The sequence below is a fragment of the Exiguobacterium sp. TDN 0502 genome, from assembly GCF_050846835.1.
Lineage (GTDB): Bacteria > Bacillota > Bacilli > Exiguobacteriales > Exiguobacteriaceae > Exiguobacterium_A.
Genome location: NZ_JBOZGJ010000025.1, coordinates 1 through 12,162, shown reverse-complemented (window position 1 = coordinate 12,162; position 12,162 = coordinate 1). Strand labels below are relative to the sequence as shown.

The 12,162-nt window shown below is 45.5% G+C and carries 14 protein-coding genes and 1 pseudogene; 7 read left to right on the top strand and 8 right to left on the bottom strand.

The window, feature by feature from the left end; all coding sequences use genetic code 11:
* Nucleotides 1–185: 185 nt before the first annotated feature.
* From ACRPK8_RS15555 to ACRPK8_RS15540, 4 genes are read right to left on the bottom strand one after another with little or no spacing between them, the layout of a single operon-like run.
* Nucleotides 186–626 carry a hypothetical protein gene (locus tag ACRPK8_RS15555; protein WP_432238959.1) on the bottom strand — a complete coding sequence of 147 codons (441 nt, stop codon included), beginning with the start codon at nucleotides 624–626 and terminating at the stop codon, nucleotides 186–188.
* A gap of 52 nt (nucleotides 627–678) precedes the next feature.
* On the bottom strand, nucleotides 679–828 hold the full coding sequence (locus tag ACRPK8_RS15550; RefSeq protein ID WP_432238960.1) for a hypothetical protein: 150 nt from the start codon (nucleotides 826–828) through the stop codon (nucleotides 679–681).
* Nucleotides 829–872: 44 nt separating this feature from the next.
* Nucleotides 873–1,319 carry a hypothetical protein gene (locus ACRPK8_RS15545; protein ID WP_432238958.1) on the bottom strand — a complete coding sequence of 149 codons (447 nt, stop codon included), beginning with the start codon at nucleotides 1,317–1,319 and terminating at the stop codon, nucleotides 873–875.
* 13 nt (nucleotides 1,320–1,332) lie between these two features.
* Nucleotides 1,333–2,043 (bottom strand): GntR family transcriptional regulator, encoded by a 711-nt coding sequence (locus ACRPK8_RS15540; protein WP_432238957.1) that lies wholly within the window; start codon nucleotides 2,041–2,043, stop codon nucleotides 1,333–1,335.
* A 236-nt stretch (nucleotides 2,044–2,279) separates the two neighbouring features.
* On the opposite strand from ACRPK8_RS15540, the gene bglA reads away from it, so the two are divergent.
* Together bglA and ACRPK8_RS15530 are read left to right on the top strand one after the other, a co-directional pair.
* Nucleotides 2,280–3,737, top strand: a complete 1,458-nt coding sequence (gene bglA, locus ACRPK8_RS15535; protein ID WP_432238956.1) for a 6-phospho-beta-glucosidase BglA — start codon at nucleotides 2,280–2,282, stop codon at nucleotides 3,735–3,737.
* Between the two features lie 102 nt (nucleotides 3,738–3,839).
* Nucleotides 3,840–4,397 (top strand): DUF402 domain-containing protein, encoded by a 558-nt coding sequence (locus ACRPK8_RS15530; protein ID WP_432238955.1) that lies wholly within the window; start codon nucleotides 3,840–3,842, stop codon nucleotides 4,395–4,397.
* Nucleotides 4,398–4,412: 15 nt separating this feature from the next.
* Here the strand turns inward: ACRPK8_RS15530 and ACRPK8_RS15525 are convergent, their stop codons facing one another.
* Nucleotides 4,413–5,624: an MFS transporter gene (locus ACRPK8_RS15525; RefSeq protein ID WP_432238954.1), complete on the bottom strand. Its 1,212-nt coding sequence runs from the start codon at nucleotides 5,622–5,624 to the stop codon at nucleotides 4,413–4,415.
* Between the two features lie 130 nt (nucleotides 5,625–5,754).
* Here ACRPK8_RS15525 and ACRPK8_RS15520 point away from each other — a divergent pair, with 130 nt between their 5' ends.
* Nucleotides 5,755–6,324 (top strand): GNAT family N-acetyltransferase, encoded by a 570-nt coding sequence (locus ACRPK8_RS15520; protein WP_432238953.1) that lies wholly within the window; start codon nucleotides 5,755–5,757, stop codon nucleotides 6,322–6,324.
* 3 nt (nucleotides 6,325–6,327) lie between these two features.
* Nucleotides 6,328–6,927 (top strand): zinc dependent phospholipase C family protein, encoded by a 600-nt coding sequence (locus ACRPK8_RS15515; protein ID WP_432238952.1) that lies wholly within the window; start codon nucleotides 6,328–6,330, stop codon nucleotides 6,925–6,927.
* A gap of 256 nt (nucleotides 6,928–7,183) precedes the next feature.
* Here ACRPK8_RS15515 and ACRPK8_RS15510 read toward each other — a convergent pair whose 3' ends face one another.
* The gene (locus ACRPK8_RS15510; RefSeq protein ID WP_432238951.1) at nucleotides 7,184–7,708 is read right to left on the bottom strand and encodes a dihydrofolate reductase family protein; all 525 of its coding nucleotides are present in this window, start codon (nucleotides 7,706–7,708) and stop codon (nucleotides 7,184–7,186) included.
* An 82-nt stretch (nucleotides 7,709–7,790) separates the two neighbouring features.
* Here ACRPK8_RS15510 and ACRPK8_RS15505 point away from each other — a divergent pair, with 82 nt between their 5' ends.
* Entirely contained in the window at nucleotides 7,791–8,702 is a 912-nt protein-coding gene (locus tag ACRPK8_RS15505; RefSeq protein WP_432238950.1) for a helix-turn-helix transcriptional regulator, read from the top strand.
* 53 nt (nucleotides 8,703–8,755) lie between these two features.
* Nucleotides 8,756–10,771, top strand: a complete 2,016-nt coding sequence (locus ACRPK8_RS15500) for a Na+/H+ antiporter (protein WP_432238949.1) — start codon at nucleotides 8,756–8,758, stop codon at nucleotides 10,769–10,771.
* A 51-nt stretch (nucleotides 10,772–10,822) separates the two neighbouring features.
* Here the strand turns inward: ACRPK8_RS15500 and ACRPK8_RS15495 are convergent, their stop codons facing one another.
* Nucleotides 10,823–11,254: an Lrp/AsnC family transcriptional regulator gene (locus tag ACRPK8_RS15495; RefSeq protein ID WP_432238948.1), complete on the bottom strand. Its 432-nt coding sequence runs from the start codon at nucleotides 11,252–11,254 to the stop codon at nucleotides 10,823–10,825.
* Between the two features lie 119 nt (nucleotides 11,255–11,373).
* Here ACRPK8_RS15495 and ACRPK8_RS15490 point away from each other — a divergent pair, with 119 nt between their 5' ends.
* Nucleotides 11,374–11,808: a carboxymuconolactone decarboxylase family protein gene (locus ACRPK8_RS15490; RefSeq protein WP_432238947.1), complete on the top strand. Its 435-nt coding sequence runs from the start codon at nucleotides 11,374–11,376 to the stop codon at nucleotides 11,806–11,808.
* Nucleotides 11,809–11,951: 143 nt separating this feature from the next.
* On the opposite strand, the pseudogene ACRPK8_RS15485 reads toward ACRPK8_RS15490, so the two are convergent.
* Nucleotides 11,952–12,162 (bottom strand): annotated as a pseudogene (locus tag ACRPK8_RS15485) (hypothetical protein); the annotation flags it as partial.

Sequence of the window (12,162 nt, the reverse complement as noted above, 5' to 3'; positions counted from 1 at the left end):
CCATAGAAAAAGCTCCCTTCAAAAAGTAGACAGTTTTTGTTATTTCAACTGTCTACTTTTTGGGGAGCATATCAGAGTCGCGTGAAAAGAGTGTTTCTTTTTTTATGCGAAAAGGGTGTCAGATTCCAATTCTGCCACCCTTTTCTTTGTAGAATCTGATTTTTAAGTCAGTCCCGTTTGCGTCGTCAATTCGAATAGAGCAACGTTTGCGTATCTTTGTCGAAGACCCGGTAATTGATTTCAAACGCCTGATTCTGTGTCGTCGTCACCCGGCAATAATATGAAACCTTCTTGCCGTAAGCATCAAGATCAGGTGCGTCATGGAAAGAAAACGTATCGTTGGTCTCCGTTAATGTAATGTCGATCGATGTTCCTTTTGACTCAGACGGTTCTAGAATACACGGACCTTCTAATACACGGTAATCCCGAAACACAATCTCGGTAAAACTCGGTATCGTGATCGAGAGACAGAGCAATCCGAGCAACAGGACACCCGTCCACTTAAGTTTGTTGAAGAAAGCATATTGCTTATTATCGAAGTGAAGGACAAAAACATAACAGGACGGTAAGACAAACGCGACACCTAGTAAAAAGATGAAAACATATGTAATGATCTCGGCATTCATCTGGACCCGTCCTTTCAAGAAAAAGTTCGTCAATCCGAATTTCCTGTGAGTGTTAATTCCTCGGACTAAATAAGATAACAGCTACACCAAGCAAAAAAATCCCACCGCCGAGCAGTCCGAAATAAGCAGGGCGTCCCTCTCGTAACAACAGCCAAATCAAGTAGCCACTGCCGATCTCAGCGAGTCCGGCCAGTGAAAAAATAGTAATGACATAAACTAAACAGTACTTCTTTTTAAACGTATCAGTTATTCAGACGAATACAATAACTTATCTGTCTTGAAATTATAAATCCGGTAAGAAATCTCGAACTCATGATTTTTTGTCGTCGTCACGTGACAGGTATACGGGACGTCCGGTCCATAAGCGCCGAGTTCAGCACGATCAAAGAAACTGAAATAGTCGCCTGTTTTATCGAAATAAAGGTTAATCGTCCGCGGTGAGGATTGATCATCGTACTCGACCGTACAGGTTCCTTTAGTCGTCACATAGTCATGATTGACGACGTATTTCAGACTCGGAACCGTATACCAAATAAGTCCGACGCCGAGTAAACACATGAAAACGAGTCGACTGAACGTGGAAAATTCGATCCCAGTATCCTCGCGGAGCCAGAAATATAACAAGATACTCAAGATTATACAGAGGATACCGCCTGCGAAAAGTGCGTAATAAAACAGTATTTCTTCATTCATGCGATCATCCCCCTCATAAATACAAGCCATTCGCCTGAACGACGAAATGCGAATGTTCATAGTGATAGGTGATGACGGAATAGTCAAACGGACGACCGTTCGTCAAATGAAATACCGTCTCGATCGTCATGGCGGGATCCCCTTCAGCAAGACTCAAATGGTGAGCCGCTTCAGCACCTAGTTTCCCGACGTGCATGTACATATCCGAGAACCCGATATTCAATTGGAGGGCAGTCTCTAAGTATTCGAAGATCGACTGCTCGATGATTTCACGATTTAAGTACGGAACGATCGATTGGCGATAGTAAGACTCTTCGAGACAGAGGATCTTGCCGTCGATGTAGCGGATTCGCTTGACGTAATACACCGTCTCACCCGCTTCAATACCGAGATTTTTGGCAATGCTCTCCGTTGCAGCGATTTGCTCGAGTGCGAGAACGGACGATTCAATCGTATGACCGACGAGATTCTGCTTGAATCCTTGGGTCGAAAACAGACGAATGTAACCAGTACGGTTCGTCTTCCGGACAAAAATGCCGCTGCCGCGGACTTGAAAGATGATGCCTTTTCGTTCAAGCAGTTCCAGCGATTTCGTCATCGTCGTCTTACTGACAGCAAATTGTCGGATCAACTCTTCAAGAATCGGTAGTTTGTCCCCTTGTTTCAACTCATGTTGTTCTATGTACTGTTCGATTTCATCAGCCGTCTGTTGGTATTTCAGCATAAGACACCTTCTTTTCTTGCGAACTTTTTCCTTCGTTCAGTATAGCATAAGCAGCCTATTTATTTATGAAGTGTTAAATCAAATTATTTATGTATTGATTAATTATACATGTACAATTAAGATGAAACTATAAAGGTGAACTTAATTTATGTAGATTCAGAAAATGATTAAAAAGATTTTATAACTAAGTGTTTGAACAAGGTCATGCCTAAATTAAATAGAAGGAGGACATGAAGGTGAAGACATTACCAAACGATTTCCTATGGGGCGGTGCGCTAGCGGCGCATCAATTCGAAGGTGGCTGGAATGCTGGTGGCAAAGGACCGAGCGTTGTTGATGTATTGACGGCAGGAGCACACGGCGTCGCACGACGTATCACGGATCAGGTCGAGGAGCATGAATTCTATCCGAACCACGAGGCGATTGATTTCTATCACCGTTATAAAGAAGATATCGCGCTGTTCGCTGAAATGGGACTGAAGTGTCTCCGGACATCGATCGGTTGGAGTCGGATTTTCCCGAACGGAGACGAAGCGGAACCGAACGAAGAAGGGCTTCAATTTTACGATGATGTCTTCGATGAATTACTGAAATATGGCATCGAGCCGATCATTACATTGTCGCATTTTGAGATGCCGCTTCACCTAGCGCGTGAATATGGCGGTTTCCGTAATCGGAAAGTAGCATTATTCTTCGAGAAGTTCGCAGAAGTCTGTTTCACGCGTTACAAAGATAAGGTCAAGTACTGGATGACGTTCAATGAGATTAACAACAAAATGGACGTCAGCAATCCATTATTCCTCTGGACGAATTCCGGTGTCCTCCTTGACCCGAATGAGAACGCGATGGAAGTCATGTATCAAACAGGACACCACGAGTTGCTTGCGAGTGCACTTGCAGTCGCAAAAGGGAAAGCGATCAACCCGGACTTCGAAATCGGAGCGATGGTCTCACACGTACCGATCTATCCGTACTCGTCACATCCGGAAGACATTCTGCTCGCTGAAACATCGATGCGTCAGCGCTACTTCTTCCCAGACGTTCAAGTCCGTGGCTATTATCCGTCTTATGCGTTGAATGAGTTCAAACGGGAAGGATATGATATTCCGATCTTAGACGGGGACGCGGAGATTCTTCGGAACGGAACGGTCGACTATCTCGGATTCAGTTACTACATGTCGACGACCGTCAAACACGATGCTGTCGTCAATAACACGGGTAATATCGTCAACGGTGGTCTCGCGAACGGTGTTGAGAACCCATACATCCAGTCAAGTGACTGGGGCTGGGCAATCGATCCGGTTGGTCTCCGGTACGCGATGAATCGTCTCTATGACCGCTATCAGATTCCGTTGTTCATCGTCGAGAACGGTTTTGGTGCAATCGATACGATTGAGGATGGTCAGATTCACGACACGGCACGAATCGATTACTTGCGTGCGCATATCGAAGCGTTCAAAGCCGCCGTACTCGAAGATGGCGTCGAATTGATTGGCTACACGCCATGGGGCGTCATCGACATCGTCTCCTTTACGACCGGTGAAATGAAAAAACGCTACGGTATGATTTACGTCGACCGGGATAACGAAGGCAATGGATCGATGGAACGGATGAAAAAGGATTCGTTCGATTGGTACCGTCACGTCATCGAGACGAATGGTGCGGCGTTACACGGTTCAGAAAAAGCAAAATGATCAAGCAAGAGGTAGCGGAAAAATCCGTTGCCTCTTTTTTTAAGAATTTGGAGTGAATAAGAAAAGGGATATGGCACACTAAAGAAAACGGAGGATGGACAGATGATCAAAAGACGATATGCCGATCGACGTGACTGGGGTCGCATCAAGCAGCGACACTATGTGCAAGAACAGGTCGAGAATGAAGTGTTTCAAGGGAAAGTGACGCTTCTTCAGCTTAATGAGGTCGCTTCACCGTTAGAGGTCTGTTATGATGACGAAACGATTCGCATCGCTGACGCTGGTTACATCTGGGTACAACAATTTCCAAAGGATGCTCATCACGCGGTGACCTCGATGTTTGATGCGTCAGGTCAGTTAGTTCAAACTTATATCGATATCTGCCTTCATACCGGAGTAGAGGATGGACGCGTCTATTGGGACGATCTGTTTCTCGATCTAATCGCCTTGCCATCGGGACAAATCTTACTCGTCGACGCGGATGAACTAGAGGCAGCGCGGAAACAAGGTCACGTCTCGCAAGAAGATTACACGCTCGCTTGGGCAGAAGCGAAGCAACTGCAAAAACGACTACAAGATGGATCTTTTCGTTTCGTCGCACATGCCGAAGTAATGAAAAAACAGTTAGAACAGAAAATTAAACAGGGAATCCCGCGTTGACGGGGTTCCCTGTTTTTAAGCATGTCGTTCTTCGTTGATGTCGTTCGTTGCGAAATACCGTTGTTTGCGCGGGAGGAGAACCAATCCAAGAAAGCAGATCGTCACGACCGCGAGGAGGCAGGCAAATAGAAGCGTACTGAAACGAATCGACCAGATGTCACCGAGCAGACCGATCGCGACGATCGCTAGAATCTGTAGCAGGCTGACACCGACTCCGTAAAGACTCATAAAGCGTCCCATTAAGTGGAGTGGGATATTCGTCTGTTGGAACGTCAGGAAACCGGTTCCCGCAAATGCGTGGAAACAACCGAGCAACAAAAAACCGGTACAGACGATCGAAAACGAATTCGCACTCGCATACAGCATGTAACCGACGGCGACGAACACATAGCCAATCGTCAGCATCATCCGAACGGAGAGGGTTTTAGCGTAGCGGGCGACGACCCAGCTGCCGGCGACGGAACCAGTCCCAGTCAGACTCATCAGTAAACCATAGTCGGTTTCCGATAACCCGATGCTCCGCTGTAAAAAGACGACTTCTTGCGTATCAAGTGCAAGTGTCGCAATCATCATCAGCATCGCGAGGATGTATAATCCGGTCACGTAGCGTACACTTTTGCTGAACTGATAGACAAGCCGCCAATCGGATATAATGTCTTGCAGCCGCATCCCTCGTTCGACCGAAGCGGTAAAACGCGGCAAACGCTTCAGCAGGACAGCTGATCCGAGAAACGAGACAGCGTTGAGCCAAATGGCAACGTCGGCAGAAGCAACATAGAGCAGTCCTCCAGCGAGAGCAGGACCAATCAAAAAGGCACCAGACGTGATCAGACTACGATAGGCATTAAAAGACGTCCGATCGTTTTGCGGAACAAGCGTCGTGATGTAGGTCAACGTTGCCGGTTCAACGACCGCTTTGATGATGGCTAAGGCAATCAAGTCGATGTAAAGCAACGATAATGGTAGAAATGGCATGATACCGATTAAGAAAGCACGCAACACATCAGTCTGAATCAACAGCCGACGTAAGTTGGATCGGTCAACCCAACTTCCTGCGAACGACTTGATGACAAGCGAGACGACCGGACTGATGATCCACAGTGCAGCAACGGCGGACGCTGAGCCGGTCAAGCGATAGATATAAACGTTGATCGCAACGAGATAAATGAAGTCACCAAACTGTGAAATACCGAGCGCACTTAAGAGTGTTCGTTCCCGAGAAGACATGACAGCATCCTTTCTTACATCATTTTCCAATAGTATACCAGAAAATTCTGATACCGTTTTCGTATATCTCTATACTTTTTATGGAAGAGTGGGTATACTTGGAAAAAATCAAAGGAAGAAGGGTTCGATCATGTTAACGACCATCGATTTTTATCAAGCATTGCCTGTACTTGAAACGCAGCGACTCCGTTTGCGACCGGTTCGCACGGAAGATGCAGCAGATATCTATGCCTATACGAAAGATGAAGAGACAGCAAGATATGTCAGCTGGCATGCACATAAAAGTCTCACGGACTCTGAGCAATTCGTCGATCACATCCTTCGCCAATACGAACTAGGCAATCCGGCCCCATGGGCAATCGAAGACAAAACGAGCGGACGGGTCATCGGGACGATTGATTTCATCAAAGTCTCGTTTGAGCAACAGCAAGCAGAACTCGGCTATGCGCTGTCGCGCGAGTACTGGGGGAAGGGTTTGATGCCGGAAGCAGCAACTCGCCTCGTGCAATATGGTTTTGAGACACTCGGACTCGAGCGCATTCAAGCCCGTTGTTTTGTGGCGAATGATGGATCCGCTCGTGTCATGGAAAAGATCGGTATGACATTCGAAGGTGTCTCGCGGAGTGCGTTATTCGTTAAAGAGCGTTTCTGGGATTTAAAGATTTATGCGATCACGCGTAGCGATTACGAAGGGAGATAAGAAATGGGTTCGCGATTGATGCATGCTTACATCGGACAACGATTGATCACGTCACTGCCGGAACTAGATCCTGCTCGATTCCTTCTCGGTGCGGTCGCTCCTGATGCGCGTTATGACGAGAAGGAGCAGGCCCACTATTACACGGGTGAATTAGCGAGCGGAACACGAGCGATTGACTACGAAGCGTTTTGGAAAGACGCGACGTCTTGGGATCCATCTTTTCGAAGTGGCTACTACGTCCATCTGATAGCGGACGATATTTGGTTACGCGGCTTTTATATGTCCTGGTTGCGTCAAGCGATCATAGCAGATGCCTCGATTGGTTCAAAGTATCATGATGACTTCAAGCGGTACAATACACGTATTGCACCGCTCGTAAGCTGGGATGAACAGGCGCTAACCGAAGCGCTTGATGAATTGCGTATGCAATCGAGATGGAAAGCACTTCCACATTTCATTAAAGATTTAGAGGAGGATCGACGAACCGTTTTGCAACAAGAATATGATATCTTGTTGCCACTCCAATTGGACGGATATATCGAAACAGCGATTGAACGGTCGATCTATCATTTAGCTGAAAAAGGTTTGAAGATCAGTACCTGAAACGAATCATGACGAGAAGTCCGGTCTAGCTGTTGGAATGTATAAAAGAAGCCACAGAGATCGTAAAAACAAGTGGGATCAACTACGACATAGAGACACCTTCGATGTTTAGTACTTTTTGTACTAGATCGAAGGTGTTTTATGTTGACGCTTGAACGATCTTTAGCTATGTTCCGAGAAGAGGAGCAAGGTAAACTAAACGCTTAGATAGGAGCGGATTCCCGTCCGATTTGATGAATTTAAGAATTTTATACCGTCAAGTCAAAACCTCATACGTCGCCATCAGGAACTGTCCCGAATGACGACTCTCCTTCAAGTGAAGATTCGTCTCAACGGTTCCTTCCGGAAATAATGGGATACCCGTTCCGAGAATGACGGGGGCAATCGCCAGTTCAATTGAACTGACGCACTGTAATCGTAGCGCTTCTTGTATCAATTCCCCACCACCGACGAGCCAAATGTTACCTTTAATCGTTGGCGTGATTTTGTCAAGTAATTGATCGAGTGGTTCATCCGTATAAGTGACTGTCTCTGACGCTTGTGGTGTCCGGCTATAGATATAACTCGGAATATCCGCGTAGGGGTACGTTTCACTGAGTTGCAGAACTTCCTCATATGTTTTTCTTCCCATAATGACGGCACCAACCTGATCATAGAACGCTTGGTACCCATTATCACCGTCTCCGGCAACGGCAAATAACCAGTCGAGGGAACCGTCGAGTCTTGCGATTTTTCCATCAAGGCTGCAAGCGATATAAAGGACGGTCGTAGGTTGTGACATGAGAATTCCTCCTTTTGCATTTTATGACTTCATCTTAGCGTATAATGACGACAAATGATGTCGTCATTTAAGGAGGAAAATGATGAATACGAGACAATGGCGCTTAGTCCGTTATTTGAATCGAGGAGAACGCCTCTCAGCCCGAATGCTGGCTGAGGAGTTCGGAGTCTCGATCCGGACGATTCAACGGGATATGTCGGTACTTGAAGCCAATGGTTATCCGATTTATAGTGAGCCGGGCGTAGCAGGGGGATACCGGATGCTGCCACACCGGAATATGCCACCACTCGTCCTGACGAATGAAGAGACGATTGTTCTATTCATTTTGCTTGATTGGGTCGGACAGATTCCCGATTTTCCATTCGGCACGATTCGGCAGGAAGTAGCTGAACGCTATGCGAACGAGTTACCAACAATGACGGAACCACTGATTACAAGGTGGAAGGAGCGTTTTCGTTTTCAAGCGATCGATACACCACCATCACCGCAAAATCCAGCGTTACTGAACTTGTTAGAGAGCGGACGGATGGGGAATATTCTCTATGAGACAACAAAAGGACGACGGTGGATTGTCGTTGATCCGATTGGTTTATCGTTCGAACAGAATCGCTGGTACTTCTATGGACAGACGAATCGAGGGTATCGCCAGTTCCGTGTTGATCGAATTAAGGACGTGACGTTGCATGAGTTGCCCGCAACCGAGTTAACCTTTTCAGATTTGGAACAAGACATGACACGTGTACCGATGATGACGGTGAAACTGGAAGTATCAGCATTAGGCGAACGGTTGCTAGAGGGGATTTTGCCCACACAACCTGAGCGAACATGGTTGGTCCCGGAAACCGAACTGCCGTATCTCGGACGCCAATTGATGCTGCTGGGTCCAGAAGTACGGGTTCTTGAACCGCCCGAACTCCGGGAGCAATTGATTCGTCACGCAGAAGAAATGATTGCTGTGCAACGATCCGATCAGGCGTTCGGACAAGGTCATTAAAAAAACTATGTTAGAATATAGGTAGACAGAAACAATAGAGGAAGGGGTCCTCCATGGAAACATTATCATTGATTTTACTGATGCTTGCGCTCATTTTATTGACACAAGTCATCGGACACTACATTCGTTTCATCCCAACGGCTTTAATCCAAATCATTACCGGAACCATTGCCGCTCTTTTAATGAGTGGTTTGACGATCGAAGTCGAATCCGAATGGTTCCTCTTGTTATTCATTGCTCCGTTACTTTACAACGATAGCTCTCACTTCCCGAGAGAAGATTTGTGGCGGATGAGGACGGCGATCTTCGGTAATGCGATTGTTCTCGTCTTGTTGACGACGATCATCGGAGGGTATTTCATCAATTGGTTGATTCCGGTCATCCCAGTCGCTGCAGCCTTTGCTTTAGCTGCGATTTTATCACCGACCGATCCGATTGCCGTAAACGGGATTGCAAAACGTGTCCAGATTCCAGAACAGATCCTGACGCTCGTTCGCGGCGAATCGCTGATCAATGACGCATCGGGACTCGTCGCCTTCAGTTATGCGGTTGCTGCTGTCGTCACGGGGTACTTCTCGCTTCAAAGTGCCACGACGGAGTTCTTCTACATGTTCATCGTCGGAGCAGTGGTCGGATTGACGATTTCAGTTGCGATGAACTTTCTCAAAGTGCGCCTGCGTCGCGCGGGCATTGAAGATGTCGTCTTTTACGCCTTACTGCAAATCCTGACGCCGTTCATCGTCTTTTTCGTTGCCGAGGAAGGCTTTCACGCCTCAGGCGTCATCGCCGTCGTCGCGGGTGGCATCTTGCATGCCTTGATCAAGGAACGGACAGAAACGTTCTTTGCCCAGGAGCAGACATTGACGGATAACATTTGGACGATGATTGCGTATACCTTAAACGGGATCATCTTCTTGTTACTCGGTTTGACGTTGCCTGAAGCAACGCGCGAGATTTTTGCAGATGATGCGATCAACAACTGGCGTTTGATGCTATATGTTATCGAGATCGGTTCATTCATTCTTGCGATCCGTCTCGTCTGGACGATGTTCTTCAACTGGTTCGATCATCGGTTCTTCAAAAAAGAGGACCGGGAGCATCGTCGACCTTCCTTTAAGGAAGATTTGATTACGACGCTTGTCGGGGTGCGTGGAACGATCACGATGGTCGGGGTCTTGTCGTTACCGTTCCTGACGGAGTCTGGGGAAGCCTTCCCGGAACGATCGTTGATCATCTTCCTTGCAGCGGGTGTCATCATCTACACGCTCATTCTCGCGACGATTCTCTTACCGGTCTTGAATCGCGGTGAAGATGCAACACCGATCGCGCTTGACTTGAATGCCCAAAAACAACGGATGATTCGCCGCGCGATTTCGGAAATCAAACAGGTGACGGACGAAGACAATGCCGCTGTTGCGTTTGATCTTCTCAATGAGTATCATGTCATGCTGCGTTTGCTGCGTGCGCAGGAAAAAAGTCAGGAAGAGCTGAATCAATTCAATGACCAATTAAAAGCCCTTCGTCTTGAAGCGGTTCAGTGGGAGAAGGAAGAATCAAAACGCTTCGTCGCTGAACACAAGGTGCCGGACCTGCTGAAAAAGGATATTTTCCGCTCGATTGAGAATCGCCGCAAGGCCATCGGGAAAGATTCGCGCTTCCAAATCATCCAGCCGATTCGAAAACTGTGGTGGAAACGGAAACGATCGAACATGTCGTCGGATGCGTTGATTCAAATGACGCAAGTCGAGCATGAACTGTATGAAAAGGTCATGGGGACGGTCATCGAACGTCTCGAGAATTGCCGCACGTCTTATCCACCAGACGTCGTTCAAAGTGTGCTCGAGTTTTATAAACGACTCCGCTTCAAACATACGCGTTGGTCGTCACCAATCGGTGGTAAGGATGTCGATCAGCAGAAGGAAGAACTCTGTCTGAAAGCCATCGAGGTCCAGCGTCTTGAAATCGCCAATATGTCGAAAGAAGGGGATCTCTCGAACGAAGAAGAGAAGGAATTACGCCGCTTCATTCACTATATCGAGAGTGTCGTTCTCTATGAATACGTGGAATAATATTTATTAAAAGACAAGAAGAGCAATCTTTGAATGCTCTTCTTGTCTTTTTTATAAAGTGACTCGAGTGTCTACTTCTGAAAAAATAAAGCGAGTAACCGTATGGGCATATGGATGGATTTGTTCAATAAAAAATTCCGCCTCTTGGAACGTTTGGAAATGTAATTTTAGCATGAAGCAAGAATCACCAGATATTCGATAACAAAAGTCAACGTTCGAAAGTTGCTGTATGTGATTTTTAAATGTATCATAGCGCCCTTCTTTAATGGTTGCTTCTACTAAGCATTCAATGGGGGAACCTAACTTTTCGTAATTTACTGTTAAACCATATCGTTTTATGAGTCCATAAGATTCCATTTGGCGGACTCTTTCTGTTACTGAAGGAGCTGATAAATTAACACGTTTTGCGACTGAACGCATCGACAGTCGACTATCTAGAGCCAGTTCATTTAATATTTGTCGATCAATCAAATCGATTTTCAAATGTAAATCCTCCTTCAAAATAAGTTATTGACTATAAAGTATTAGTTCAATATTTGTTTCGAATGAAATGTAATAATACTTATTTATTATATAAAATTATTGTAGAAGGAGTGAATAAAATGACAAAAATACCTTTATCCCAAATAGGAGAAACACCATTTCAAAAATTACTAGGTCATAACCCTAAAATCTTATACAGTTGGACGGTGTTAGAAAGAGATTTGATTGAAGAGGGAACCTTAAGTTTGGATGTGAAAGAACAAGTTAGAAGAACATTAGCACAATCAAATGGATGTGCCTATTGTAAGGCTAAAGGAAAGCCGAAGAAGAACATCATGGATGAAAAAATGATTTTAGCTATTGGATTTGCAGATATTTTTTTAAAGGTGAAAGGAAATATCCCTGATTCAATATTTTCTCTCATGAATGAAACATTTACTATTCCAGAAATCAGCGAGTTATGTGCGTTCATTACTTTTTGTACAGCATCTCAATACTACGGAGCAATCATGAATTTACAGCCAACAGATATCCCTGATTCGACTTATACTTAATTGAATGCTCATTAGTTCAACGTAAATATAAAGAAATGCTAGGACATATTTGATTCGTTATTGTTAGTCTGAAGATAAAAATGTAACTCTTAAATAAAGTGATAAAATTGAATTTTTTGTTGGTCTTAATCATTTTCTTTACATCAGAGGTTTTCCTCTAGTACTTTCTGAACAGCCCAACGTTGATGTTCGTGGAATAAATCTTCGATTGCTTTAACCGGGTCGATCCATCTTAAGGCATGATCATCCTCAATCGGATCTTGTACTTTCTGCCCAGCTGTATTTTGCAATAGGTTTGTGCAGTAAATTGCAGAAAAAAGTACAGAACTTTGCCAGTACATATTTAATTTCTTG

What these genes read in the sequence shown, in the direction of transcription:
- ACRPK8_RS15545 (WP_432238958.1), bottom strand. Translation starts at nt 1,319, where the DNA reads ATGAATGAAGAAATACTGTTTTATTACGCACTTTTCGCAGGCGGTATC.
- ACRPK8_RS15515 (WP_432238952.1), top strand. Translation starts at nt 6,328, where the DNA reads ATGGGTTCGCGATTGATGCATGCTTACATCGGACAACGATTGATCACG.
- ACRPK8_RS15525 (WP_432238954.1), bottom strand. Translation starts at nt 5,624, where the DNA reads ATGTCTTCTCGGGAACGAACACTCTTAAGTGCGCTCGGTATTTCACAG.
- ACRPK8_RS15520 (WP_432238953.1), top strand. Translation starts at nt 5,755, where the DNA reads ATGTTAACGACCATCGATTTTTATCAAGCATTGCCTGTACTTGAAACG.
- ACRPK8_RS15530 (WP_432238955.1), top strand. Translation starts at nt 3,840, where the DNA reads ATGATCAAAAGACGATATGCCGATCGACGTGACTGGGGTCGCATCAAG.
- ACRPK8_RS15540 (WP_432238957.1), bottom strand. Translation starts at nt 2,043, where the DNA reads ATGCTGAAATACCAACAGACGGCTGATGAAATCGAACAGTACATAGAA.
- ACRPK8_RS15510 (WP_432238951.1), bottom strand. Translation starts at nt 7,708, where the DNA reads ATGTCACAACCTACGACCGTCCTTTATATCGCTTGCAGCCTTGATGGA.
- ACRPK8_RS15490 (WP_432238947.1), top strand. Translation starts at nt 11,374, where the DNA reads ATGACAAAAATACCTTTATCCCAAATAGGAGAAACACCATTTCAAAAA.
- ACRPK8_RS15555 (WP_432238959.1), bottom strand. Translation starts at nt 626, where the DNA reads ATGAATGCCGAGATCATTACATATGTTTTCATCTTTTTACTAGGTGTC.
- ACRPK8_RS15500 (WP_432238949.1), top strand. Translation starts at nt 8,756, where the DNA reads ATGGAAACATTATCATTGATTTTACTGATGCTTGCGCTCATTTTATTG.
- ACRPK8_RS15505 (WP_432238950.1), top strand. Translation starts at nt 7,791, where the DNA reads ATGAATACGAGACAATGGCGCTTAGTCCGTTATTTGAATCGAGGAGAA.